28 protein-coding genes are annotated in these 26,338 nt (G+C 27.6%); 7 read left to right on the forward strand and 21 right to left on the reverse strand.

Going from position 1 to position 26,338, the window contains the following annotated elements; genetic code table 4:
- Both A6V39_RS05590 and A6V39_RS05595 read right to left on the reverse strand, forming a co-directional pair.
- On the reverse strand, positions 1–669 hold a 669-nt coding region (locus A6V39_RS05590; RefSeq protein ID WP_187150693.1), incomplete at its 3' end, for a restriction endonuclease subunit S.
- A gap of 326 nt (positions 670–995) precedes the next feature.
- Complete coding sequence (locus tag A6V39_RS05595; RefSeq protein ID WP_187150694.1) at positions 996–3,833, reverse strand: type I restriction endonuclease subunit R; 2,838 nt, start codon at positions 3,831–3,833, stop codon at positions 996–998.
- Positions 3,834–4,592: 759 nt separating this feature from the next.
- Between A6V39_RS05595 and A6V39_RS05600 the strand changes: the two genes are divergently transcribed.
- On the forward strand, positions 4,593–4,841 hold the full coding sequence (locus A6V39_RS05600; protein ID WP_187150695.1) for a hypothetical protein: 249 nt from the start codon (positions 4,593–4,595) through the stop codon (positions 4,839–4,841).
- A gap of 583 nt (positions 4,842–5,424) precedes the next feature.
- On the opposite strand, the gene A6V39_RS05605 is transcribed toward A6V39_RS05600, so the two are convergent.
- The 4 genes from A6V39_RS05605 to A6V39_RS05620 form a co-directional block, all read right to left on the reverse strand.
- Complete coding sequence (locus A6V39_RS05605; RefSeq protein ID WP_222702671.1) at positions 5,425–6,009, reverse strand: restriction endonuclease subunit S; 585 nt, start codon at positions 6,007–6,009, stop codon at positions 5,425–5,427.
- 115 nt (positions 6,010–6,124) lie between these two features.
- The gene (locus A6V39_RS05610) at positions 6,125–6,604 is read right to left on the reverse strand and encodes a restriction endonuclease subunit S (RefSeq protein ID WP_187150697.1); all 480 of its coding nucleotides are present in this window, start codon (positions 6,602–6,604) and stop codon (positions 6,125–6,127) included.
- A gap of 376 nt (positions 6,605–6,980) precedes the next feature.
- Positions 6,981–7,382 carry a hypothetical protein gene (locus A6V39_RS05615; protein WP_187150698.1) on the reverse strand — a complete coding sequence of 134 codons (402 nt, stop codon included), beginning with the start codon at positions 7,380–7,382 and terminating at the stop codon, positions 6,981–6,983.
- The gene (locus A6V39_RS05620) at positions 7,375–7,752 is read right to left on the reverse strand and encodes a hypothetical protein (RefSeq protein WP_187150699.1); all 378 of its coding nucleotides are present in this window, start codon (positions 7,750–7,752) and stop codon (positions 7,375–7,377) included. Before A6V39_RS05620 ends, A6V39_RS05615 begins: the two co-directional genes overlap by 8 nt.
- 424 nt (positions 7,753–8,176) lie before the next feature.
- Between A6V39_RS05620 and A6V39_RS05625 the strand changes: the two genes are divergently transcribed.
- A complete protein-coding gene (locus A6V39_RS05625; RefSeq protein WP_187150700.1) occupies positions 8,177–8,536 on the forward strand; it encodes a hypothetical protein in 360 nt (119 codons plus the stop codon).
- 376 nt (positions 8,537–8,912) lie between these two features.
- On the opposite strand, the gene A6V39_RS05630 is transcribed toward A6V39_RS05625, so the two are convergent.
- The 9 genes from A6V39_RS05630 to A6V39_RS05670 all read right to left on the reverse strand — a co-directional run bounded on the left by A6V39_RS05630 (position 8,913) and on the right by A6V39_RS05670 (position 14,714).
- Complete coding sequence (locus tag A6V39_RS05630) at positions 8,913–9,269, reverse strand: hypothetical protein (protein ID WP_187150701.1); 357 nt, start codon at positions 9,267–9,269, stop codon at positions 8,913–8,915.
- A 70-nt stretch (positions 9,270–9,339) separates the two neighbouring features.
- Entirely contained in the window at positions 9,340–10,512 is a 1,173-nt protein-coding gene (locus tag A6V39_RS05635) for a restriction endonuclease subunit S (RefSeq protein ID WP_187150702.1), read from the reverse strand.
- A 14-nt stretch (positions 10,513–10,526) separates the two neighbouring features.
- Positions 10,527–10,721: a hypothetical protein gene (locus A6V39_RS05640; protein WP_187150703.1), complete on the reverse strand. Its 195-nt coding sequence runs from the start codon at positions 10,719–10,721 to the stop codon at positions 10,527–10,529.
- 587 nt (positions 10,722–11,308) lie between these two features.
- A complete protein-coding gene (locus A6V39_RS05645; RefSeq protein WP_187150704.1) occupies positions 11,309–11,614 on the reverse strand; it encodes a restriction endonuclease subunit S in 306 nt (101 codons plus the stop codon).
- 547 nt (positions 11,615–12,161) lie between these two features.
- Complete coding sequence (locus tag A6V39_RS05650) at positions 12,162–12,407, reverse strand: restriction endonuclease subunit S domain-containing protein (protein WP_187150705.1); 246 nt, start codon at positions 12,405–12,407, stop codon at positions 12,162–12,164.
- Between the two features lie 96 nt (positions 12,408–12,503).
- The gene (locus tag A6V39_RS05655; protein WP_187150706.1) at positions 12,504–12,884 is read right to left on the reverse strand and encodes a hypothetical protein; all 381 of its coding nucleotides are present in this window, start codon (positions 12,882–12,884) and stop codon (positions 12,504–12,506) included.
- A 564-nt stretch (positions 12,885–13,448) separates the two neighbouring features.
- Positions 13,449–14,132: a TIR domain-containing protein gene (locus tag A6V39_RS05660; RefSeq protein WP_187150707.1), complete on the reverse strand. Its 684-nt coding sequence runs from the start codon at positions 14,130–14,132 to the stop codon at positions 13,449–13,451.
- Complete coding sequence (locus tag A6V39_RS05665; protein ID WP_187150708.1) at positions 14,113–14,439, reverse strand: hypothetical protein; 327 nt, start codon at positions 14,437–14,439, stop codon at positions 14,113–14,115. The genes A6V39_RS05660 and A6V39_RS05665 overlap by 20 nt, the downstream gene beginning before the upstream one ends.
- Positions 14,439–14,714, reverse strand: coding sequence for a hypothetical protein (locus tag A6V39_RS05670; protein WP_187150709.1), 276 nt, complete (start codon positions 14,712–14,714; stop codon positions 14,439–14,441). The genes A6V39_RS05665 and A6V39_RS05670 overlap by 1 nt, the downstream gene beginning before the upstream one ends.
- A gap of 935 nt (positions 14,715–15,649) precedes the next feature.
- On the opposite strand from A6V39_RS05670, the gene A6V39_RS05675 reads away from it, so the two are divergent.
- On the forward strand, positions 15,650–16,051 hold the full coding sequence (locus A6V39_RS05675; protein ID WP_187150710.1) for a hypothetical protein: 402 nt from the start codon (positions 15,650–15,652) through the stop codon (positions 16,049–16,051).
- 593 nt (positions 16,052–16,644) lie between these two features.
- Here the strand turns inward: A6V39_RS05675 and A6V39_RS05680 are convergent.
- Positions 16,645–17,076: a hypothetical protein gene (locus A6V39_RS05680; RefSeq protein WP_187150711.1), complete on the reverse strand. Its 432-nt coding sequence runs from the start codon at positions 17,074–17,076 to the stop codon at positions 16,645–16,647.
- 672 nt (positions 17,077–17,748) lie between these two features.
- Here A6V39_RS05680 and A6V39_RS05685 point away from each other — a divergent pair.
- Both A6V39_RS05685 and A6V39_RS05690 read left to right on the forward strand, forming a co-directional pair.
- Positions 17,749–18,396 (forward strand): hypothetical protein, encoded by a 648-nt coding sequence (locus tag A6V39_RS05685; protein ID WP_187150712.1) that lies wholly within the window; start codon positions 17,749–17,751, stop codon positions 18,394–18,396.
- A 16-nt stretch (positions 18,397–18,412) separates the two neighbouring features.
- Positions 18,413–18,964, forward strand: a complete 552-nt coding sequence (locus tag A6V39_RS05690; protein ID WP_187150713.1) for a hypothetical protein — start codon at positions 18,413–18,415, stop codon at positions 18,962–18,964.
- Between the two features lie 29 nt (positions 18,965–18,993).
- Here the strand turns inward: A6V39_RS05690 and A6V39_RS05695 are convergent, their stop codons facing one another.
- Together A6V39_RS05695 and A6V39_RS05700 are read right to left on the reverse strand one after the other, a co-directional pair.
- Positions 18,994–21,816 carry a type I restriction endonuclease subunit R gene (locus tag A6V39_RS05695; RefSeq protein ID WP_187150714.1) on the reverse strand — a complete coding sequence of 941 codons (2,823 nt, stop codon included), beginning with the start codon at positions 21,814–21,816 and terminating at the stop codon, positions 18,994–18,996.
- Between the two features lie 22 nt (positions 21,817–21,838).
- Entirely contained in the window at positions 21,839–22,111 is a 273-nt protein-coding gene (locus tag A6V39_RS05700) for a hypothetical protein (RefSeq protein ID WP_187150715.1), read from the reverse strand.
- A gap of 382 nt (positions 22,112–22,493) precedes the next feature.
- Between A6V39_RS05700 and A6V39_RS05705 the strand changes: the two genes are divergently transcribed.
- On the forward strand, positions 22,494–22,853 hold the full coding sequence (locus A6V39_RS05705) for a hypothetical protein (protein ID WP_187150716.1): 360 nt from the start codon (positions 22,494–22,496) through the stop codon (positions 22,851–22,853).
- Between the two features lie 730 nt (positions 22,854–23,583).
- Here A6V39_RS05705 and A6V39_RS05710 read toward each other — a convergent pair.
- Entirely contained in the window at positions 23,584–23,961 is a 378-nt protein-coding gene (locus A6V39_RS05710) for a hypothetical protein (protein ID WP_187150717.1), read from the reverse strand.
- 254 nt (positions 23,962–24,215) lie between these two features.
- On the opposite strand from A6V39_RS05710, the gene A6V39_RS05715 reads away from it, so the two are divergent.
- Complete coding sequence (locus A6V39_RS05715) at positions 24,216–24,632, forward strand: hypothetical protein (RefSeq protein ID WP_187150718.1); 417 nt, start codon at positions 24,216–24,218, stop codon at positions 24,630–24,632.
- 31 nt (positions 24,633–24,663) lie between these two features.
- Here A6V39_RS05715 and A6V39_RS05720 read toward each other — a convergent pair whose 3' ends face one another.
- Positions 24,664–24,855 carry a hypothetical protein gene (locus tag A6V39_RS05720; RefSeq protein ID WP_187150719.1) on the reverse strand — a complete coding sequence of 64 codons (192 nt, stop codon included), beginning with the start codon at positions 24,853–24,855 and terminating at the stop codon, positions 24,664–24,666.
- A 713-nt stretch (positions 24,856–25,568) separates the two neighbouring features.
- On the reverse strand, positions 25,569–26,338 hold a 770-nt coding region (locus A6V39_RS05725; protein WP_187150720.1), incomplete at its 5' end, for a restriction endonuclease subunit S.

The following is a 26,338-nucleotide window of genomic DNA, read 5'->3' on the forward strand; positions in this document are numbered from 1 at the left end:
TTGAAGATTACATATATCTTTTAAAGCTAATCATTCGATCTTGTTATCTTGTTTGAATGAAAGCAACTCATCCCTATAATATTCATATTGTTGTTTTCTTAAATTAAGCTCTTTTTCAAGCTCTTTTTCAAGCTCTTTTGATAATTTTCAAAACTTATCTAATAAATTGACAATCTCTTCTTGTTTTGCTAAGGACGGAATTGGAAGTGTTAATTTTTTAATGTGAGGAACACCAGAATTAACCACTCTAAGTTTTATTTTTCCTTGAGATTTTTGTTTTTGAGCATTAGTAGTTGATAATGCATAAGCTAAATATTTAGGATTTTGGTTATGTTTCATAACCACAACCCCATCGCCTACTAAAATATCTTTTTCACCGATGTAAGCGATAGCTTTTTCAATATCATTCGTATTTTCGCTAATTATTGCAAATAATATATCTCCTTTGCTAGCATATCTTTTGTTTTTGATTAGTGTTTCATCTATTCCAAATTGACACTTATCAAAATAAATTAAATTTGAAATATGAATTCATCCATATCTAACGCAAGGGTAACCGACGCCTTCAATTGCCTGATCTTTTTTTATTCCAAAACCTCTATATAGTTTAGTGGCTATTTTTTCTATAGTTAATCACCTCGTTACCTCGTTACCTCGTTTGAAAGCCATTATTTTTATTTATTTGTAATAAAAAAACTTGTTTGAAGCAAGAAACTTTCATTTTAATTAATGATTCTTGCTTATGAAGACTACCATTAAATTTATTTTTCGACTTTTGTTGTTGTTGTTTTTTAAATGTTTTCCTTTATTTCATTAGTATGGATTTTTGTTATGCGTTATTATTCTGTTTTGGGAAGATTAAGATCTTTTCAAATTGTTTTTTCGCTTTAATAATGAACTGACTTACTTTTGATTTTAGTCAACAAAATTCCCAAATTTAATTCTTCCAAATAAAGCTATTGTTTATTGTAATTCCCAATACTTTTATTTACAACTTAAGAAATTTTTGAATACTTAAGAACTATTCTTGTCAATTCAAATCTTACAATTTCTACCTTTTTAAACCTGTTTGGATCAGAAAAAGACATGATTTCTATTACTTTTTCAATTCACTCTCCTTTATTTATTTTTTCAATGTTTTTCTCTTTTATTACTCTATGTATTTCATCTTCATTTCTTAACTTGTATTGAATTATTAAATTCTTAATTTCCTCTAGTCTCTTTTTTTCAATAAATTCTCTTCATGCTTCGTTATTATAAGTGTTTCTTTTGATGTTAATAAATTCTTCAAATAAAGGTCAATTATCTCTGTGTTCAGGACTTGCTTTCGCTAGCCTATGTATTATTGAAAGTTCTGTTCCTTGCTCAATTAATTTCAATAAATAATTAATATCTACCTCTACTTGTCTAATGAATTCAATAGCAGTAAAAGGAATTTCTTCTTCTTCAACTAATTTATTTTTTTCTTGTTCATTATTAGTACTATTTCTGCGCTTTATAAATTCTTCTTTAAAATCTAAATATTTCGCCCTGTATTCTTGTTTATCTTCTTCAGTAAGAATTTCTTTTCCTTCAAATTCATCAAAAGAATTTAATTTGTTAATTTGCGGCTCAATATTATTTCAAGCCACAATAAATTCTTTTTTTTCTTCTGCGTTTAGTTCTTTTTTTAAAGGAAAACGTTTTTCTAAGTCTTCAATACTTCTTTTATAAGTTGCATATTGTTTTTCAAAATTACTGTCAATAATAAATTCTCTATCGCTATCTTCATAACCAAACAACTTAAGAGCATCATCCATTTGCTCTTTAATATCATTAAAGCTAATAATAATTCCCGCACTTTTAATTTCGTTGTAAATTCTGTTGGTTCTTGAAAAGGCTTGAATCAAATTGTGATCTCTAATTGATGGTTTATCAAGCCATAGCGTGTTAAGGGTGGGTGCATCAAATCCAGTCAAAAACATATCCGCAACTATTAATAAATCTATTTTTCTTTCTTTAACTGCTTTAGATATATTGCTTCTATAACTATCAAATTTAGTTAAGTCATAATCTGTTTCAAATTCTTTATTGTAGTCCTGCATAATTTTTTCAAGACTTTCATTATGTTTTTCTTCAGGGCTAAAGATAGCGGCTATTTTAAGATCGCTTTGCTTATTTATTTTTTCCTTAAATGTATTGTAATATTGAATTGCTTCTTCAATAGAATTAGCAGCAAATATAGAATTAAATCCTCTTTGAAATTGGTTTTTGTGTGTTTTTTTATTAAATTCTTTAATAACATAATCCACTATTTCATTTATTCTTCCTGTTCCTGTTACGTTAAAGAAGGATACTTGAAATTTAAGAACGTTACCATCGCCAATAGCGTGTACTAATGTATAAGAACTTAACTGCTTGCCAAAGTAAATTTCAGTAGTTTCTCTATTAGGTTCGATAGAATTTTCTTTAAATATCGGGGTTCCTGTAAAGCCGAATATATAGTATTTTTTAAATGCTTCAGTAATATATTTATGCATTAGGCCAAATTGGCTTCTGTGACACTCATCAAAAATAAGTACCACTTGTTTGTTAAAGATATTTAAGTTTTTCTCTTTCCCACATATTCCACTTAATTTCTTAATTGAAGTAACAATTATTTTGCTATTTGCATCTTCAAGTTTTTCCAATAATATGGAAGAGTTGGCCGTATCGGTAGTTAAATCACCCCCATATTTTTGATATTCCTTTACAGTTTGATGATCTAAAGCTTTTCTGTCTACTACGAATAAAACTTTTTCTACTTCTGGTATTTCCGAAGCTAATTGTGCAGCTTTAAATGAAGTTAAAGTCTTACCACTTCCTGTAGCATGCCAAATAAATCCTCCTTTTTTATTTAATTTATTGTTAATTCCTTTGGAAATAGTATTAATAACAGCTTCAACCGCATCTATTTGATAAGGACGCATTACTATTAATTTTTTGTCGGTAGTAAATACGCAATACTTAGTAAGAATATTTAGTATGGTTTTTTTATTAAGAAAGTACTTTGCAAAATCATCTAATCTTTTTATTTTTGTATGATCTTTGCTCGCTCAATAATTAGTAAATTCAAAACTTGCATTACTTTTTCTTTTTTCTCGTTTATTGTTTTCCTCAACTCTTGCATCTCTGGTGCTGTTGGAGTAGTATTTAGTATCTTTTCCATTAGAGATAATAAATATTTGAGCGTATTCAAATAATCCACTTCCCGCCCAAAAACTATTTTCTTGATATCTATTTATTTGCCTAAAAGCTTCTCTAATATCTGTATTATTTCTTTTCAGTTCTATATGTACTAGTGGAAAACCATTTACTAATATTGTTACATCGTATCTACAATTATGATTTCCTCTCGATTCGCTATATTGATTAATTACTTGTAGGTAGTTGTTGTGCACATTCTTCTTATCGATTAAATAAATATTCTTAACAGTTCTGTCTTCCCTTCTTAAGAGCTTTTTGTGGTCGTTTTGAATAGTTTCCGTTTTGTCTTCGAGTTGTTTATTTTTGTTTGAGATATGTTCATTGAAAAATACTTCTCATTCTTTGTCAGTAAATTTAAATTCTTTATCTTTATGATTTTCTTGTAAATTGTTAAGCTTCTCTATTTGTTTTCTTAAATTTGACTTTAACTCTCTTTCATCATTGATTTTTATTCATTCATAACCTTGTTCTCGGAGAATTTTAATTAAGCTTTCTTCTATTTCTTTCTCGCTCATAAAACCGCTCTCTTTTTCTCTTTCTTTGTATTCAGTTGCAACTGTATTTTCGTTCATAGTGAGCAAAATGTCATACTTATTAATGTCTCCCATAAAAAAAATTAATTTAGTTTAAAAAGCAGGGGCGGATAATTGAGACATTGTAAACTGAAAAACTAAGAGATTGTAAATTAGATAGTTTAGTTAATTTAAGCAAGCTAGTACTTAACTAAACTCCTTTTAGGAAATCAAAAGGACTTTTTAGGAACTTTAAGGTACTTATTTAAATCTACCGACCTAGGTTTAAAAGGATTAAGTCTCTTAATAAGAAGAGAAGGTTTAGGAAATCTAATTAATCACATTAACTAAATTAGTTGACCCATACAATTGTATTTATATAAAGATAGTATAGCAAAATCTTTAATGGGACTGGCAATACAGCTGTTGTATTATAGTTGACAGTATTTAAGTTCAGATTCTTGAACTTTTTGAGAAACGGCAGAATTCTAATTGATTTAATAAGAAATGAAAACCATTTTAAGCTAAAAGAGGTAATAGTTTAGATCTTTGGACTCGTTGAAAAGAAAAATATTTGAAACAGAACGAGAAAACGGAATTTGAAGTAGCTGCAAGATTCAAAGAATGATACAGCACTTCTTTAAATGGTGATGAGTTTTCACAATTGAAAGAAGGCTGTTAGCAATAAATTTTTTAAATGAATAAAATTACTATAGCAAAATCTTTAATAGGACTGGCGCGACTATTGCAGGAGCGGTCTTTGTTGCTTTTCCTTCGCAAAAAATAGCGGAAATTGATATTGAACAACAAAAACTGGTTGCTAGGAATTCCAAAAGAAGAGCAGGGCTAGAATTGTTGGAAAAAGCATTTGTTAAACACAAGGATGAGGATGGTAATAATAAAGAATTAGCCGCAGTGATCGATAAAAGACGAGGAGCATTTGTTTTTTTCGCAATTGGAGATGATGATAAATTTCGTGATTACGGAACGGCTGAAACAGGGTTGTTATCTTGATGCACGGAAGACATAGGTTCTTCTGAAATACCTGAAAAGTTTGCTTCAGATTTGAATAAAGATTTAATTTGTGCCTTTACAAAAATTTAATTTTAGAAGCAATTTTTGTTACTTGTTATTTAACCATTAGATTAGAATAATTTAAGCAAAGATTTTTAGAATTTGTGAAATTTTAAATTAGACATTATTTTAATTTAGAAGCAGAGATTTTCAAGCGACTTGAAGATAAATTGTTAAATTCAGAATGATATCTTATTTTCTAAAGGTAATTTAAATTTTCTATTAAATTAACAATTTATTTAGTCTCAATCTTTTGATCTAAACGTATTGTACACATCACCTTCTAGTAGAATTACAATTTTTACTTCCTTGTCTTTTTCTGCTTCATCATAACAACAACTCCTAAATGATTCTGGCGTTGGTCATTTTTTATGTGGATTAATAGATCCGATTTTAGCGGAAAGGATTCATGTTGCTTTTTAAATGAAACGCCGTCTTCTCAAAAATGTAAATAATATTTTTCTAATTTGAAATTATCAGGAAGATGTTCTGAAAATGTTTTATTTATTTTCCTATTGTAATTTTCAATAATTCCAATAAAAAATGCAATTGTTATTCCCCTAAAACAAGTTAAGTATTAATTTCTTGTTCATTTTTTTAAAAAAATAGACCCTTATTTTAATAATTTATCTCTGTAATATTCATATTGCTGTTTTCTTAATAATATTTCAGTAGGCAATCCTTCTCTAATATTGTTAGATAATTTTCAAAACTTATCTAATAAATCTGAAATTTTTTGTTGTTTTTCTAAAGAAGGAATAGGAATTTTGATTTTCTTTAGCTTTTCTTTATTAATTCCGACAATTTGATTAATGTTGGATAATTTTATTTTTTGTTTTTGTGCATCGAAGGTTGATAGAGCATAAGCCAAATATTTTGGATTTTGCTTATGTTTAATAACTACTATATGAGTATCAATAATTAATTTTTCTTTACCTAAATAAGTTACACAAGTACCGATTTCTTCTGGCGTTTCTCCATCAATAGCAAAAAGCAAATCTCCATATTCGCAATATCTATAACTTTTAAGATTGGTTTCTCCTAAGTAAGAAATACATTTATTAAATCAAATTTTGTGTGTAGTATATATTTCCCCATACTTTAAGCAAGGCTTACCAGAATTAGCCAACTGACTTTTAGTTATAGGACCACCCCTATAAATATCAGTTGCTATTTCTCCTAAAGTTAATCATTCAATCTTGTTATCTTGTTATCTTGTTTGAATGAAAGTAACTCATCCCTATAGTACTCATATTGTTTTTTTCTTAAATTTAGCTCCTCACAAAGCTCCTCAGATAACTCTAGGAATTTATCTAATATCTTTGCTGTTCTGTTCTGTTCTGTTCTGATAAAGATGGCAATATAATTTCCATGTTTTTGATGGAAGAAAAATAAAGATTTGGTTGAGTGCCGCAAATTGCCATTTCATAAAGTTCTTTATTTTTTGATAACAAGAAATGATAAAGATATCTTCTGTTTATTCGCGTTTCATCTGGATCGATTCTGCCAGTAGCAGTATTAAGAAAGAGTATTTGATCGCTATTATTAAAAGCTATTTTTCCCGCTGTTGCTCCAGATAAAGCGATAACAATATCATTAGACTTTATTTTGTATTTGTTTAAATTTTTTTCATAATCTAAAGGATCGAAGAATACTATATTTTTAAAATAAATTTTTCCTTGTTGTATATTTTTGATTCTTAATATAGGAAAACCAGATTTTTTGTATTTAGTGGGTTTGAATCAAAAACCAGTTTGAAATTTGCATACTTCTCCTAGTGTTACTTTTTTCACTTTTAAAATTAATTCAAATTTATGAAAAATATTTAAATAAATTTTAAGTTTTCTGGAAAAAAGATCGCCACGACTATTAGTAATAAATTTTTATTTTTGCTTTTATGTTTAATATCTAAATAACTATGTAGCATTACTTTGATTTATTGCAAAATTAGTTATTTCGAATTAAAGATTTTTAGTAGTTAATAAAAAATATATCTTTATTTTGCAAATTTTGATTAATAATTAAGACATCTCTTCTAGTTTTAAGATAGAGTGGATTTTTGTTTCAATTAAAGCTAAATTTTGTAAAATATTTTTAAGTTTTACAATTTAATCATCAATAATATTTTCGAAACTTTACTTTGATAATTTATTAATAGTTTTTCAATAATTATTGTGTAACTCTGTTATCTCAACTTCTATCTCTTATACAGTCATCACACCACCCCCATGTTCCATTGCAATCACCATTATTTTTGTCTTTTTCTGCCATTTCATAGCAATAATCTCTAAGAGATTGAAAAGTGGGGTATTTTTCATAGGGATTACTATGTGTTCATCTGTCTCTTAAAAAATCATGCATTCTTTTTCATATAGCATCATTATCTCAACTAGGTAAATAATAATTTTCAAATTGTCCTGTTAAGCTTTTTGAAAATGTTTCGTTAACTTTTTTAAACCTACTTGTCTTTTTTTTGTAACTTATATTATCATTTAACGTAAGCCCAGTAAATGAGGCTATTAGAGACGTAACCCCCCCCCCTAACAAGCTAAGTATTAATTTTTTATTCACAAATAATCTTTAATAGCCCTTCTCTGATTCCTTGTTTTTTTTCATCATTTTTACAAAAATCAGAGAGAGCTTTTCTTTGTAAATCTTTTTTATCGCTTTGAAAAGCGTTATTTTCGTTATTTAAATCAAAAATTGTACTTCTTTCATTGGGCGCAATTTTTTTAGTTAACGTTGAATATTCATCATTATTGCCTGTGCGCAATTTAATTAATTCTTGTTTCAATATATCTAGTTTGCTATCTCACTTCACTCTTTCTTTTTTGACTGCCTCAACATCTTCTTTAAGCGCTCTATAAATAGCTCATCCCCCTCCGCCGCTACCAGCAATTGCTACGCTAGAAAATACTAAGACTTTAGTAAGACTTCACATATTTAAAGAAGCTAATTAATTTTAAATGAATATTAAATAAGCAAGTTAAAAAATTCGTTTAATTCTTAAGAAATTAATTTTTTATTAACTTGAAAATATATTATTTTGTTTAAAGAATTTATTTGTATGATTTACCAGATTAATTTAACTCCCGTTCTTTTGACGTTATTTTTAAAAAATCCTTTTTGCAATTTGCCATTTTAAAATCTTCTATTTCCTTTTCTTCCATAAGGGTAAGTTTGTACTTTTGATTTTGATCTATTTGATACTAATTCATAAGGCTTTAATTTACTTAAAAGTCGTTGATTAACTATTGAGTAAATTAAAAATATGAAATATATTTTATTTTTTTAAAACTTCATTAAAGAAATGTATCGTTTTTGTATGTTAATTCAGATAAATTTTAAATTGGGTAGCAGCTTATATGGATAATATTGCGAAATCTTTAATAGGACTGGCAATAACTGGCATTACAGCGACAGGAGGTTATTATGGGTGGCAGAGTTTAAATTCTTCAGATTTATCAACACAAAAAGGATGAGGGGAAGCAAACTCTGAATGATTCGATACTAAGTATAAAGATTTTAAGGAAAAGGTTAATGCGTCTGAAAATAGACCATTGTGGGATGAATGACTTAAACTTCAGCAAAAGTTTATGAATGGAAAAAGTCTTTCTGAACACCAATTAGGACAAAAACTGAAGGAGTGGTGTGGTTCCGAAAATCCTAATCCTGCGGTTGACAATGCTTTTGCAAAAGTTAAAGCAGAATGTGTGAATTTGTAAAAATTTAAATAAACAATTGTCTTTTATTAAGCTTCTAATTAGAAAAGATAAATTTAAACCTTTAGATTGTAGTATGAAAAATAATAATTAACTTAAAATTTTAAAATTAATTTAAATTATGATCCCTTAGAGGGAGATTAGCGATTTTAAAAATTTTTAAATATTAGGAACTTTTCTTTGGTTTATACAAAAAGCCACTTTTTAAAATACGTTGTAAAGATGTAAATTTTTTTCAATTCAAAAAGGACCTTAAAAAGCAGAAAATTTTTTATTGCTAATAAGGAATTATTTAAAGAAGTATTTAATAGTTCAATTTAAATAAAGTGATGTTTGTTTAGTAATTTTTTATTATATTTAGCAGATTTAACAAGAAATATTATTCCCCTAAACTTAAGCCCTTATCTCAATCTCTATTTCTTAAACAATCACCACACCATCCCCATGTTCCATTGCAATCATCGTTATTTTTGTCTTTTTCTGCTTTTTCATAACATCAATCTCTAAATGATTGTGGAGTAGGATATAGGTCGTATGGATTTCTACTTGTTCATTTATATTGGAGGTTATCGTGAATTCTTTTTCAAAGCGCATCATTGCTTCAACTAGGTAAATAATAATTTTCAAACTGATCTGTTAGGGCTTTTTGAAGATTTTCTTTAACTTTTCTATAACGCTCAATTTTTTTTCTAAAATCTATATTATTATTTAACTTAAGGCCACAAAAAGAAGCCATCGCCAAGGTTACCCCCCCCCTAACAAACTAGATATTAATTTTTTGTTCATTTTTTTAAAAAAATAGACTCTTATTTTAATAATTTATCTCTGTAATATTCATATTGATGTTTTCTTAATAATATTTCAGCCGGCAATCCTTCTTTAATATTGTTTGACAACTTTCAAAACTTATCTAATAAATTTGAAATTTCTTGTTGTTTTTCTAAAGAAGGAATAGGAATTTTGATTTTCTTTAGCTTTTCTTTATTAATTCCGACAATTTGATTAATGTTGGATAATTTTATTTTTTGTTTTTGTGCATCGAAGGTTGATAGAGCATAAGCCAAATATTTTGGATTTTGCTTATGTTTAATAACTACTATATGAGTATCAATAATTAATTTTTCTTTACCTAAATAAGTTACACAAGTACCGATTTCTTCTGGCGTTTCTCCATCAATAGCAAAAAGCAAATCTCCATATTCGCAATATCTATAACTTTTAAGATTGGTTTCTCCTAAGTAAGAAATACATTTATTAAATCAAATTTTGTGTGTAGTATATATTTCCCCATACTTTAAGCAAGGCTTACCAGAATTAGCCAACTGACTTTTAGTTATAGGACTACCCCTATAAATATCAGTTTCTATTTCTCCTAATGTTAATCATTCGATCTTGTTATCTTGTTTGAATGACAATAGCTCATCCCTATAATACTCATATTGTTTCTTTCTTAAACTTAGCTCTTCTTGAAGCTCTTCTGATAATTTTGAAAATTTATCTAGTTTATTAGCTATTTCTTTTTGTTTTTCTAAAGTGGGAATGGGAATTTTTAAGTTCTTAAATTTAGTCAAATTTAAATGAAGTATGGCGGATTTACCTGTAGTCATTTTTTCGATTTCTTTAGTTTTTGAAATAAGAAAGTGAAACAAGTACCTAGTATGAATGTTAGTTTTGGGTATTACTTTAATTAACTGAGAACTTAAATAAAAATTGCAATTTTTATTGTTGAAAGCAACTTTTCCTATAGTTCCATCTTTTGAAATAACTATTTCATTGGGGCGTAGTATATGTTTTTCTAAATTTTTGGAATAATCTGAAGGGTAAAAAAATTTAAGTTGAGTATCATCTATTTTGTTATTTTTTAAACTCGTAACTCGTAAAATAGGTTCTCCGTTTTCTTTATATTTATGGCTTTCAAAGCCATAACCAGCTTGTAAATCGCATATATCTTTTATAGTTAAATATTGAATATCAGACAAGTGCAAAAATTTAATTATCAAGTGTATTTTCCATTACCAAACTTTCTGCAATAAGAAGGAAGCCATCTATTTCTACAGTTATTGTATGCATCAAATTCATTCACTGTTTTTTGAGCAACTTTATCTGGAGCTACGAAAGGTTTAACTGGAATTATTTCAACTTTTTTTTCGTGAATAGCAATTGAAGGAGATTGGTTTAAGGCTGACAAAGTAATTGCGGTAGCGGAAACTGCAATATATACAGAAGCGCAAGTTACGCTTCTTCAATTTATTATTTTGATATTAAGAAGAAATGATAACAGATTGCGATTATTAATGGTAGATAATTTGAGTTTTTTTATTTTTTTCGTTGTTTTTCAAAACTTCAAGAATTATTTCTAACGCATTCCATACATCATCCATTCGAAGTATCACAACCACTATAATTCGTCTTTTGCGCCATATCGTAACAGTAATTTCTGAATGACTCCCAATTAGGATAATCTTTTAGAAAATTTTCTCTTTCTCTTTTTCTATCATCTTCTGAATTTCCTACTGCATATTTATTTTTATACACGTATTGTCAAATTTCATCATCAAAAAAATCTGGAAAATATCATTCTTCTCCTTCGCTTTGTGCAAAATTAACTTTCTTAAAATTTTCTGCTATTTTTTTGTAATGAACAAACTTTCCGTTGTAATCTATAGCTTTTTTAGCTTTAACTCCTCCAAAAGTAGCAACTGCAACCGTTACCCCCCCCCTAATAAACTAGATATTAATCTTTTGTTCATTTTTTTAAGAAAATAGCTTTTAAATTTAAATTAATAATTTATCTCTGTAATATTTATATTGATGTTTTCTTAATAATATTTCAGCCGGCAATCCTCCTTTAATACTGTTTGATAGTTCTCAAAATTTATCTAATAAATTAACAATTTCTTGTTGTTTTTCTAGAGAAGGGATTGGAATTATTAATTTTTTTATTTGGTCTATATTAGAGTGAACTACTTTGGATTTTATTTTTCCTTTAGTTTTTTGTAATAAAGCATCCCCTGTTGATAGCGTATAAGCTAAATATTTAGGATTTTGATTGTGTTTCATGATCACTATATCTCCACCCACTAATATTGGCTTTTTTCCTATGTAGGTGCATGTTTTTTCTATATCTTGAATATTTTCGCTAGTTATTACGAATAATAAGTCATCTTTTTTGTTTTTTATTAGCGTTTCATCTATTCCAAATTGACACTTATCAAAATAAATTAAATTTGAAGTATGAACTCACCCATATCTAACACATGGATACCCAATTTCTCCTTCAATAACTTCATCTTTTTTATTCCAATTCCTCTATATAGTTCAATTGCTATTTCTCCTAATGTTAATCATTTGATCTTGTTATCTTGTTATCTTGTTTGAATGACAATAACTCATCCCTATAATACTCATATTGTTTCTTTCTTAAACTAAGCTCTTCTGATAATTTTCAAAAATTATCAAGAGTTTTTGCTAATTTTTTTAAATCTAATCTTTTGGGATCGGCACCATATACAAATTGATGTATTTCATAATCTTTAGATAGTAAAAAGTGAAAATAAATATCTTGAATTTATTATTGACGGGCCAAATACAAATTTAATAATAGTTGAACTTAGGTATAGGGAATAATTTAAATTATTACAAGCGAACTTGCCCCTTGAATTGTCAGGATAATATCGCCAGGATTTACTAAATATTCAGTTAGATCTTTAGAGTAATCTTTTTTGTCAAAATAAATCATTCCATATTCAGATATTTTGTTATTTTGTACATTCAAAACTTTAAGTATTGGTTCTCCTTGAGTTTTATGTTTGTTTTTTTCAAATGAAAAGCCTTTTTTAAATTCGACAATATTTCCTAAAGTTAAGTATTGCATTTTGGACTTTTTCTTTTTAATTATTAAATTTTGTTTATGGATATCTTAACTTTGATTTCAATAAATAATGCTATTTAAACTCAAATAGATAATGTTTTATTTTTCGCAAATTCTTTTCGCTACTTCAGGATCAATTTCTCTTTTTCTGCTACTATTACAAAAAACAGAGAGAGCATTTCTTTGTTTTTCTCTTTTGCCATGTTCAAAAGCAGTGCCGCTGTTATTTAAATCAAAAACTGCATCAAAATTTTTGGGAACAATTTTTGAAGCCAAATCATTGTAGCTACCGTCACTTTTCTTGCGCAACTTAACCAATTCTTTTTCTAACTCAATTAATTTACTATTTCAAAATGCATCATTTTTTCTTTTTTCAGCTTCAACACTTTCTTGGATTGCTCTATAAATAGCTCAACCTCCACCCCCTCCACCAGCTATTGCAGCTCCAGAAAATATTAAGACTTCAGTAAGACTTCACATATAGAAACTTTAAATTATATTTGATTAACTTTTATTTTTTTAATAATTCTGATTAATATATCTGTGGAAGTAATTTATTTTTGCAAGATTTATTAAGAAAAATCTCAAGTTTTTTAAGCATTCTGGAAATCGACATCTGAGTTATTATAATTTCCAAATCTTTCACCCCCTCCTTTATTTGCTTGTAACAATAATTTCTAAATTTTTTTGAATCGGGATGTTTCTTTTTGAATATTTTTTTCGAGTTATTTTCTCTTATTTTTGATAGATTTTTGTGTAAATTACCTGAATGCGTATCATCTTCTTAATGAAGCTTTATGACTTTCAAAGTTGTAGACAATTTGTAAATCGCATACTTTTTCAATAGTTAAAAATTGGATGGGCATAAGATTAAGGTGACGCTTTAAATTTTAAGTAATTAAGAGTTTAGTTATTTTTGAAAAATAAGCGAAACCATTGATTCATTAATGGCCTATAAAAACTAGAGATAAATTTTGAAATTTAAATTAATAAGATGCTTTGACAACAAAGTCTATTAAAGAAAAATGAGTAGTAAGATTGATTCTAGGATTTCATTAATCCTCTAGCCTTTAATGAATTTGTTAAATTGTATTTTCAATCTTTATCTATCTTGATATATTCAATTGCCCCAATATTTGAAGGTATTTCTACTTTTCCATCGTACATAATAATTACATTGGCTCTGTCATCTAAATGACTGTAGCAATATCCGGCTTCAAAAATTACATTTGCTTTAAATTGACTTATTTTTGTAGTTTTTTTGAAATTAGGGTCTTCAGTTAAGAGAATAATGGCTATATTGAATTCAAGGTTTGTAAATTTATCAAAAATTGTTGTTCCTGTATTTGGTTGTTCTTGCATAATTATTGGATTAAATTTTTCTTTAAATAAAAACATTTGCAATTCTTTGGCAAGAGGATCGTTGTGATTGTGAGCGATAAATATGTTATTCTTTATTTCTTTTCTTCTTAAAAAATATTGTTGTCTTTCAGATACTATCAAAGTTATTTTTTTTAATGATTCTTTATCTTTTCATATTTCAAATATGTAAACGACGCTTAACAGTTCTAAATCGTCGTTTTCTTCTGCTCAGAATTTAACTTTTTTTATTCAAAAATTTGTTAAATCTGTTATTCCAAATTGAGAAAAATTTTCTGCTACCGCCCTAATGTCTTCAAAGATTTTGACAATACTTTCTCCTCAACATTTATTTTTCGGTTTTTTCATATATTCCGTCGTCTCAATATCTTTTCAAAATTCCTAACTCTCAGCCCTCATTTTCAAATACACCTCGGAGAGCATAACAAGCTGCTATAGCTCTATAACTTTTCCTACATTTTCTATAATAATTTGCCATCTGCCCTAATCATCCCTCGCAATGTTTCTTAGCTAAAATAAATAAATCATCCATTCAAAAGTCTAGTTCCAAAAAGCGATTATCAACATCCACTTCTTCTATATATTTTTCTAATTCCTTAAGACGCTCTCTCATTTCAAAAAAATCCTTTTTCTTTTGAACTTTATCGATAACCATTATTTAACCAAGTCTTCTGAAAAAATACCTTCTTTTTTAAGCATCCTTCTCAAATAAGTCAAGATATCAAAAACCTCACTCTTATGTGGAGCAAATTCATAAGATGAAAAACTGTTAAATAAACATAGATCAAAATCTTCGTCAATAAGTTTTTTCACTTGAGACACCCACTTATCAATAACAGGATGACCTTTAAAGGTCAAAGTTTCAGACAATTTAATAATCTCTTTCATTTGTTTGCCCAACTTTAATAGTGCTTCTTGTCTTTCAGTCATATTTTTTTAAAATTTTAAATTCTTTCTTCTTTGACTATTAATTAATCTTTTGAGATTTTTTCAATATTATTCATTAGTTTTTCTTGCAAAAATTATTGTATCTTTAATATTGAAAATTTAAACTTCGAAAATAAAGAATATGAAAATTTATTTTTGAACTAAATTGAAAAGTTACAATATCGCACAATCAGCCAATCCTAATTTTTTTATTTATTGTAAAGCACCATGCATATCAGGCCTTTCTTTTTTAAATTCTCTCTGGAAGATTTTTCAGCCTCCCCAAAACAATAGAATCTAAAGGCTTCTAAATTTGGTCATTATTGTCTTGCCCACCCCTTTAAATAAACATCATTTAACATATTATTGTACTGTTCCCTTCGGGATTTATTATCGTCTTAAGTTGCCAAATATCACATTTTTTCTATCAAGAATTTACTGCTTTTGTTTACTTATTTTTACGTAGTAATTGACTTTTCTGTTGTATTCTAGAGTATCATTTGATTTAATTTCACCAAATGAAGCTACAATAACTACTCCTTACTAGCAAACCATTAACATTTTTTAATTTATTTGCGCAAAGACAGACAACTTTAATTATTTGATTACTTTAAACTAATTAGATTGATTCTATAGTGTCCATATTTCTGCTCTTTTTCAATCTACTTTATTTGTAAATATCTTATGAATGGTTCACCTGAAAATGAGTTTTTGGAAAGATTATATTTGAGCGTTGGTGGTTTGTCTTAAAATTTATTGTTTGTCCTTTTTCATAAGAAATAAATTTAATATTATTTGCATTTTCAAGATCAATCAAATAACAAAGATAGGTTTAAATAGACATTTTTCCTAAAAGACAAATTAAATTTTATCTTTCTAAATAATTTTTAGTTTGTTGTAAATTATGAAATTGAATGAATTAAAATTGGGAACTTTATATGAATAATATTGCTAGATCTTTAATAGGACTGGCTTTAACTGGCGCAACTGTAGCAGGTGTGACCTTGGTTGCTTTTCCTTCGCAAAAGAAGGAACAGATTGATATTGAAAAGCAAAAATTAGTTGCTAGAGGCACTAAAAGGAAAGAGGGTTTAAAGTTGTTAGAAGCAGTATTTTTAAAGTTGAAGGATTCTAATGGTAATAACGAAGAATTAGCTAAGGTTATTGATGAAAGAAATGGATCTTATAACTTTTTTACAATCGGCGAAAATGGCGGTTTTGTAGATCCTTCTACTGCCGAATCATCGATGTTATCTTGATGTGGTGGGTCTCAATCTGTGCCTGAAAAATTTGCTAGAGATTTAAATAAAGAATTAATTTGTGATTTTGTAAGACATTAATTGATTTTTTAAATAAGAAAATTTAGTTGTTTATTAAGAATTTGTTTACTTTTGTGTAGTTAAGTAGGAAGGAAAATTTTAATTAATGTTTGTTAAATATAAAATATTTTTAATACAAGTTGCTTGCTTTTAAGTTAAGTTAATGATCTATATTTGTAAAATTCGCACTGTTGTTTTCTTTACAATGTTTCTCTTGGCAACTCCCCCTTTAGATAGTTTTCAAAATTTATTAATTGATTAACTATTTTTTCTAGAGAAGAAGCAGGGATTATTTATCTTCTTAAATTTTCTTGTCAAAAATTTGTTCAATCGGTATTCAAGTTTTAAATTCTTTTGATAACAACAATCTTTTAAAGATATTACTATGTAGACGATTTTTTAACCTTAAATTGTTGTCTAAAGTTTTTTGTTTTAGTAATTTAATTTTATTAATAATTTTTTATTTAAAAAAAGCATCACTTCTTTGTTAAGTATAAAGTTAATTAAGGATTATGAATTTAAGTTGAATGAAGAAATATTAAAGAAAATAATAAATAAAAAGAGGTCAAAAATATAATTTTTGGGAAAATAATTGAACAAATCTTAATTACTAATTAACGCCCTCTATTTCTTTCAAATTCTCAAGAACTTTTTCTAGCGCATTCTATACATCATCCATTCGAAGCATCACAACCATTATAATTCGTCCTTTGCGCCATATCGTAACAGTAATTTCTGAATGACTCCCAATTAGGATACCTTTTTAGAAAATTTTCTCTTTCTCTTCTTCTATCATCTTCTGAATTTCCTACTGCATATTTATTTTTATACACGTATTGTCAAATTTCATCATCAAAAAAATTTGGAAAATATCATTCTTCTCCTTCACTTTGTGCAAAATCAACTTTCTTAAAATTTTCTGCTATTTTTTTGTAATGAACAAACTTTCCGTTGTAATCTATAGCTTTTTTAGCTTCAACTCCTCCAAAAGTAGCAACTGCAACCGTTACCCCCCCTAATAAACTAGATATTAATTTTTTTTTCATTTTTTTAAGAAAATAGCTTTTAAATTTAAATTAGTAATTTATCTCTGTAATATTCATATTGATGTTTTCTTAATAATATTTCAGCCGGCAATCCTCCTTTAATACTGTTTGATAGTTCTCAAAATTTATCTAATAAATCTGTAATTTCCTTTTGTTTTTCTAAAGAAGGAGCGAGAAATAGATTGACATTGATATTTACTGGAATTTATTTTCATAGAATATTGAGAGAGACTTTGGTTAGAGATTGTTTTTGAGTAAATATTAATTTACTGCATGAGCATGACATGTCTACTGAACACAATTTAAAAGTAACTAAGACGATGGCTTGTTATCCTAATAAAAAAATTATTTCAAATTCTAATTAAGTTATCGCTAGCAGTGCATGAAAAAACTTACTTTTTTCATATAATCATACCAATTTAGTTTCAATTTTTGGTCTCGTATTTGATTGTAATTTAAGACAGGTTTTGTAGGGAAAAAAGTTCGTAAAGTATAAATGCTCTATTTTTTGTAGATAATACAACAATTCCTATTAAGGCTTCTCATTGAGAAAACAATTTTAAAATTTTTCGTTTTGAAAACTCAACCTTAATAAAGAAAATAATAATTTATTCAAGCTCTAGAAAAATTTAAATTATGATTCATCATTGAAGTTAACAAACTCAGGAGTTCTTGAGTATTAAGAACTTTCTTTCTGCTTTAATTTTTGTTGGAGTTGCAGGTTTAATTGCTCTTGAGGCATACACTAATTTATTCAAAAAACCATTTCTTAAAGTAGTTTTAGAAACACAAGGATTCAAAGCGCTCTTTGAAATTAAGAAAGATCCCTTTAATAAGTGAAAGCGTACCTTTGTTACTAATAAGAAAGACATAATTAAAGAAAACTTTGTACCTTATTTAACTAGTAAAGCTTCCAACGATGAGGGTGCTTATTATTTAAATCGATGATGCAGAGAAGTATTTAATAGTTCTAGTTGAGATAGTGTAACTTTATGAAGAGCTAGGAGATATTGTACAGCTACATTAGGTGTTGAATTTCTTGAAGAGGATAATGTTAGCTTAGTAGAGGAGTTAGATCCTAGTGTTAGGGATAGAGAGTGAAATAGAGTATTTAAAGAACTTAAGAGTAGCATCGCACAATCAGGAATAATTGGGGAATTTAGTACTAAAGATATATTTGCAAGCAGTAATATAGAGTTACTTAAAGATTGATGTAGTAGTAAATTAAATCAGAGCCCTGTTAATGTAAAGCCTAAAGAGAGAAGATATGCAAGATCTTGGTGTGTAACTTTGGATACTCCAAAGCTACATGCGGTATAAAAAAATTATCTTAGCCATGGGAATAGCAGCATTAGCAATACTTTATGGAATTTACAAATTTTCTCCAATTATTTCACAGTCTCTTGAAAGTGAAGGATTTAAATTGATTCAAAATGCCCAAAATAAAGAGGAGATTTACAAAAGAATGCTAGTTAGATACAAAGATGTTATTAATAAAGATATTAAGTTAGATGAGTTTTTGACTTCTAAAGATCAAAAGTGGGTTGCTTTGAGCTTTTGGTGTGATGTAGAGACTAGTGGTAAGAAGTTTTTTGTTAGTTTAGATAATCATAAAAAATATTGTGCAATGGGGGTTGTTGATTATTTAGTGGATGGAAAAAAATTAGAAGGAATAGGTGAAGGGGAGGATGGAATGTATGTTGATTTAAATTTTTTCAGAGAAAATTGAAAAATAGATTATTTGCCTTTATTTAAAGAAAAAGGAGTCAAAATAACTGATTCTTTTGTCAAAAATAGAGAAGCTTGAATAAGTTGATGTAAATTTCAAAAATATTCGAAATATGATGCATTAACTAAAGGGATAGTTCAACAATATTGTTTAAAATAAAATCCAAATGGGAGTAGGATTTTAGAGGATTAAGAAATTTTTCTATATTTAAAGATTATTAATGTTAGTTTATCCCTTAATTTTTTGATTTTCTCATATTTACCATCATCAAATAAAGAAATTTTTTCCATATTTTCTTCCATTCATGGGCCCTTGTTTATTTTTTCTAAATTTCTTTCTTTAACTACTCTTTGTACTTCTTCTGGCTTAGTTAATTTGTATTCATCTATTATTTCTTTAACTTCCATTGTCATTTTATTTTCAATAAACTTTCTTCAAGCTTCATGAACATCTTCAGAATCTTTATTTCCATCTATAAATTCTTCAATTAAATCTCACTTATCTCTATAATCAGGACTGGCATTCACTAATCTCTGAATTACTTCTTTACTTTCTTTTTTGCTGATTAATCAAAGAATATAGTCAACATTTACCTCTACATGTTTAATAAAATCTAAGGCAGATAGGGAAATTGTTATTTCTTCCTCTATTTCTTTAGCTTTATTATCTTTTTTTGGTTTCTTAAATTCTTCTGCATATTTTAAATATCTCCCTCTGTAATTATCCCTCTCTTCATTATTAATTAATTCTTGATCTTTAAATTCATCATAAGAAGAAAGTTTATTTATTTGTGGTTCAATACTATTTCAGGCCATAATGAACTTTTTCTTTTCTTCAGTAGTAGCACAATCTTTATTTAAAGGAAATTCTTTCTTTAATTTTTCTACTTCTCTTTTGTAAATTTCATATTGTTCGTTAAAGTTATTTTCAATTATTATGCGCTTATCATTTTCTTCATATCCAAATAATTCAAGAGCTTCATCCATAGCTTGTTTAATGTTGTTAAAGCTAATAATATTTCCAGTATCTTTAATTTGGTCATAAATTCTGTTAGTTCTTGAAAAGGCTTGAATTAAGTTATGATCTCTTATTTTAGGCTTGTCTAGTCATAACGTATTAAGAGTAGGGGCATCAAAACCAGTTAAGAACATGTCTGCAACTATTAATAAATCTATTTCTCTATCTTTAACTTTCTTAGATATGGATGTTCTGTAATTATCGAAATTCTCTATATTAAAGTTAGTTCCAAAAGCTTCATTGTAGTTATTAATTATTCTTATCAGTTGTTCATTATGTTTTTCCTCAGGACTGAAAATAGAGGCTATTTTCAGATCTCTTTTACCTAATTTCTTTTTGAAATTATCGTAATATTTAATAGCTTCTTCAATGGAGTCAGCAGCTAGTATTGAATTAAATTTACTATTCTTTGTCATATCATTGAAATGCTCCAAGACATAATCTACTTTTTGATCTAGAATCATTTTTCCTTCCCTCTCTAAGTAAGATAGTCTAAATTTAAGAACATTTTTGTCTGAAATAGCATTTACTAGGGTGTAGGCATTTAATTGATCACCAAAGTAGTGTTCTGTAGTTTTTCGGTCTGGATCTATAGAGTTTGCTGTAAATATTGGAGTGCCCGTAAAGCCGAATATATGATATTTTTTGAATGCCTTAGTAATGTAATTGTGCATTTCTCCAAATTGACTTCTGTGACACTCATCAAAAATAAGCACTACCCTCTTATTAAAGATCTCTAAATCTTTATTTTGTTTACATATTCTGCTTAATTTATTAATTGAAGTAACTATTATTTTGCTTTTTGAATCTTTAAGTTTTGAAAGCAATATGGCAGTGCTTGCTGCATCAGTAGTTAAATCGCCCCCATATTTTTGATATTCTGCAACAGTCTGATGGTCAAGAGCTTTTCTGTCTACTACAAATAGAACTTTTTCTATATCACCAATTTTTGAAATTAATTGAGCAGCTTTGAAAGAAGTTAAGGTCTTACCACTACCTGTAGCATGTCAAATAAAGCCACCACCTTTTGTTTTCCCCTCTCATTTATTATTGATAGCTAAATTAATACGATTAATAATAGATTCAACAGCATCAATTTGATAAGGTCTCATTACTACTAATTTTTTGTAAGTAGTAAAGACACAGTATTTTGTGAGTATGTTTAATAAGTTTTTCTTATTTAAGAAATGTTTAGCAAAGTCTTCTAAATTCTTTATTTTTTCATGTTTTTTGCTAGTTCAGTAATTAGTAAATACAAAACCCGATTTGTTTTTTTTGAATTCTGTTTTATTACTTCTGTTGATGCTCTCTAATCTAGTAGAGCTAGAGTAGTATTTGGTATCTTGAGTATTGGAAATAATGAATATTTGAATATATTCAAATAAACCATTTCCTGCAAAGAAGCTATTTTCTTGGTATCTTTTAATTTGGTCAAAAGCTGATTTAATATCTACATCTTTTTTCTTAAGTTCAATATGTACTAGAGGGAAACCATTTACTAATATGGTTACATCGTATCTACAATTATGATTACCTTCTTTTTCTCTATATTGATTAATAACTTGTAAATAGTTGTTGTGTACATGATCTTTATCAATTAAATAAATATTTTTTTGACTGCCATCATCTCTATTAAGTATCTTTACGTTATCTTCTTGAATAGATTCAATCTTTTGTTCAATAGATATATGCTCTCCAGCTATATATTCTCTAAAGAACCAATCTCATTCGTTATCTGTAAATTTGAATTCTGTAGCTTCTTTTTTTCTTAAATTATTTAGTTTTTCAATTTGTTTTCTTAGGTTATTTTCTAGTGCTTTTTTGTTATCAATCTTTACTCATTCATAACCTTGTTCTTGAAGGTTATTAATTAAGCTTTCTTCTGCTTCCCTTTCTGATGCGAAGTATTTTTCTTGTGGATCGGCTTTGTATTCTGATACTACTGTATTTTCATTAGTGGAAATCAAGATATTTCGCCCTATGTAATCCGACATTGAAAGAATTTTGTTAAATTTTTTAATCTCAGTTCTTTGATCTAACGCAATGTTCGCATCATCCTCAAGAAGTATTGCAATCTTTTACCTCTTTGTCTTTTTCTGCTTCGTCATAACAATAATTTCTAAATGATTCAGGAGTTGGTCACCTTTCATAAGGGTTGAAAGATTTTGAGTATTTACTTGGCAACCCATCATGTTGTTTTTTTCATGAAACATTATCTTCTCAAAGAGGTAAATAATAATTTTCTTTTTTGAAATCTTCAGAAAGATTTTCAGAAAACGTCTTATTCACTTGCTTCCAATACCTTAGTTTTCTGCTCTTTACAGAGTCGTTTACTTTAAAACTTCCTAAAGTTGCTATTGTAATCGATATCCCCCCCCTAATAGGCTAAATACTAACTTTCTATTCATTCCTTAAAAATCTTAATTTAAATTAAAATCAACCAGTTTATTTTTGTCTTGGTCAGTATAAATTCACTTAACTTTACGAACTATTTCTAGATACAAGCATGCATTTTAATTTAGCTATATTAATTTTTAGATAAATTTGAAAAAAAGAAATTATTAAAATTAACCTGCTTTTTGAAGTTTCGTTAAGGAAGTTATAACTTTAACTATATTAGATAAAATAGACACATCGTCTTTTGTATTAACTTGGATGGTGAAGAATTTTTATGGATAATATAGCAAAATCTTTAATAGGACTGGCAATAACTGGCATTACTGCAGTAGGAGGTTATTATGGATGACAAAATTCAAATTTTGCAGATTTATCAACTCAAAAAGGATGAGGAAAAGCAAATTCTGAATGATTTAATACGAAGTATAATGATTTTAAGAAAAAAGCTGACAAAGACAGTAATGAATCGTTGTGGAGAGAGTGGTTGAAACTTCAACAAAAGTTTTCAGAAGGGAAAGGGCTTTCCGATTATCAATTAGGACAAAAATTGAAGGAATGATGCTCTTCTAAAAATCCCGCCCCTGCGGTTGGAAGTGATTTTTTAAAAGTTAAGTCAGAATGTGATAACTTGTAAAATTTTTAAGTAGTCAATTTCTGTTATTAAGCTTTAATTGAGGAAAACAGCATTTTTTGATAGTATTTTAGCTTCTATTAATGAAAAAATTTTAGGTATCTATTTATGATAATAAAAGTAATAATTAATTCAAAGTTTTAAATAAATTTGAACTCTAACTTGCAGAGGGGAGATTAACAATTTCAAAAATTTTTAAGCATTAGGAATTTTTTAATTTAGTTTTTGTTGAAATTTCGTTATTAATTATTTTTCGAAACTTGCTTTAATTTATGCAAAAAGTCGTTTTTTGTAAAGATTGTGGAAACACAGAATTTTAAAGTTCTTTTTGAAATTAAAAAAATATTTTTTATTGCTAATAAAAAAATTTAATTAGAGAAAATTTGTACTTTATTAACCAGTAAAGTTATTAATGATGAGGGCTCATGCAAAGAAGTATTTAATAGTTTTAGCTGGGGTAGTTTAACTTCTTGAAGATTAAGACGATAATATTAAATAAATAAAAGATTAGATTTTAAATTTAGTGAATGATGTAATGTAGGTTTGGCAGTAAAGGAGCTTTTTGTTAATGAATTTGTTTGCGTCTAATAAAAGTGTTATCCTCTTTAAATCTTAGCTATTTATCTCTAACTTTTGTTTCTTAAACAAGCATCACATTATTTTTTAACTCCGTTGTAATCATTACCATTTTTTTGTTCGCATCATCGTAATTTGGTAAACTACTACCACCAATCTAAGTGCCGCGACGATTTTTATCCCAGTCTCAAGAACTATCTCTAGCACATTCCATACAGAAGCCTTGCGTTTCATTGCATGTTTCATACCCCTTTTCTGCTTCTTGATAACAATAATCTCGAAATTTATCTCAACTTGAAAAATCTTTTAAAAAATCAGTTCTCCTTTTTGGTAAGTCAATATCGCCAGTATATTTTGTTTCATATGTCCTTTTCCAAGCATCGTCATCCGTATAGTCAGGAAAATAAAGATCCTTTCCAACCAATCCGGCAGACAGTTTAAATTGATTTGGTATTCGAGAATAAGAGAGAATTTTTCTTTTGAAATTTATAGTATCGTTTAACTTAACTCCACCTAAAGAAGCAATCAAAATCACCCCCCCCCTAACAGGCTAAAAATTAATTTCCTACTCATATTTTTTAAAAAAACATCTTTTATTTCAAATTAAAGAGATTATTCTTAAACTTAATTAATATGCGACTTTTATAAAAAATTATCCTCTTAAACTAATTAAATTTGCTTTAAATGAATTATCTTATAGATATCAATACTTCATTTTTTGGAAGTTAAAAAACTTTAGAGAAGAATTAATATTTTTTTATTAAAAACAATGTGAATATTAGTCTTTAAATGAAAAACACTACTATCGTTAAATCTATAATAGGACTGGCTTCAACTGGCGTAACTGTTACGGGTGCAACTTTTTTAACTTTGTCCTCTCAAAAGAAGGAACAGATTGATATTGAAAAGCAAAAATTAGTTGCTAGGGGTGTTAAAAGAAAAGAGGGCTTAAAGTTATTAGAATCAGTATTTTCTAAATGAAAGGATTCTGAAGGAAATAATAAAGAATTAGCAAATATTATCGATAAAAGGCTTGGATCTCATATTTTCTTTACAATTGGAAGTGATGGCCATTTTTTAGATTCTTCCGATGCTGAATCTTCCTTTTTATATTGATGTGAAGGAACAGGCGAATCTGAAGTTATACCTTCAAAATTTGCTGAAGATTTGAATAAAGAAAAGATTTGTTCTTTCGTAAATACTTAGTTAATTTTTGATAGGAAGATTTAGTTACGAATTATTTAACTTTAATCATGCATTTTTCACATCGGCAATCATAAATTTCACATTCTTTTAATTCTTTATCTTCTTCTGCTTTTTTGTAACAGTGATCTTTAAGGGCCAAAGCATTTGGAAAGTTTTTTAAAAATGCTTCTTTTGCCTCACTATTGATAAATCATTCATTTTTGTAGCGTGCAATTTTTGTCAAATGTTATTATCCTCTCTTTTTGGAAATTGATAATCACTTCAATAACTTCCTTTTTTAGCTTGAACATTCTTATTTACTTTTTCGTAACGAACAACCTTTTGCTTGTAATCTATAGAACTTTTAACTTTGACTCCCCCAAAAGAAGCAACTACAGCCGTAACTCCCTCCCTACTAAACTACTCACTATTTTTTTGTTCATATTTTTGAATTTGAAAATTTTAATTTTATTAATTTTTTCGAAAATTAATAATCATCAGGAGTGCCGTATCAACCTTTTCCAATTAAACAAGCTTCACATCATCCTGAGGAAGCATTACAACTTTCGTATTTATTTGTGGCTTCTTTCAAAATCATTTTGTAACAAATATCTCTTAATTCTCTAGGACTACCTAAAAATTTAATAGTTTCCGTACTTCCATTGCCAATACTAATTTTTTTACCACCATTATCACGATTGTAAAGTTCCTTTCAAACCCTATCATCTTCTCATCTTGGTACACGATATCCTTCAGTATTATGTAAAGTGGGAAGTACTTCATTGAAAGATGATCTTGCGACCCCAAATTTTCTAACCTGTCCATCATAAGCAATCTTGTCATTTAACTTAAGTCCACCAAAAGAACTTAATATAGCTACCCCCCCCCTAACAAACTACCAATAAGTCGTTTATTAATTTCCAATATTTAATTATTTAAAATGACAAAATTATCCTTTTAATTTAATAATTTATCTCTGTAGTACTCATACTGCTGCTTCCTCATTAATATTTCAGAAGGCAATCCTTCTTTAATACTGTTTGATAGTTCTCAAAATTTATCTAATAAATCAACAATTTCTTGTTGTTTTTCTAAAGAAGGGATTGGAATTTTGATTTTTTTCATCTTTGTGGTGCTCCAATTGGGAACCATATTTGATGAAGAGGAAAAGTTAGATATATAGTAAATATTGTTAACTAATCAGTGAAATAAATATTTTCAATTGTATTTTTCTTTATCAATATCTAATTTGTATATTCTTTGATTTATTCAATAATCAAAATTCTGATTATTGAACCCGATTTTTAAAGTACCAGCATTACTGATAAATAAATCATTCGGTCTCAAAATGTATGAATCTAAATTTTGTTCATAATCTCCTTTGGAGAAAAAAACTAAATTTTTATTGTCTATTAAACATTCGCAAATATTATTAATTCTTAATATTGGAAAACCCTTACTTTTATATTTGCTTATTTCAAACGGAAATCCACCAATAAATTTAAATATTTCTCCTAAAGTTAACCATTCGATCTTGTTATCTTGTTTGAATGAAAGCAACTCATCCCTATAGTACTCATATTGTTGTTTTCTTAAACTTAGCTCTTCTTCAAGCTCTTCTGATAATTTTCAAAACTTATCTAATAAATTAGCAATTTCTTTTTGTTTTTCTAAAGATGGTAAAGGAATTGTTATTTCTTTTAGCTTTTCGATATTAAGCATTTGTA

The organism is Candidatus Mycoplasma haematobovis (assembly GCF_001645765.1).
GTDB lineage: Bacteria > Bacillota_I > Bacilli_A > Mycoplasmatales > Mycoplasmoidaceae > Eperythrozoon_B > Eperythrozoon_B haematobovis.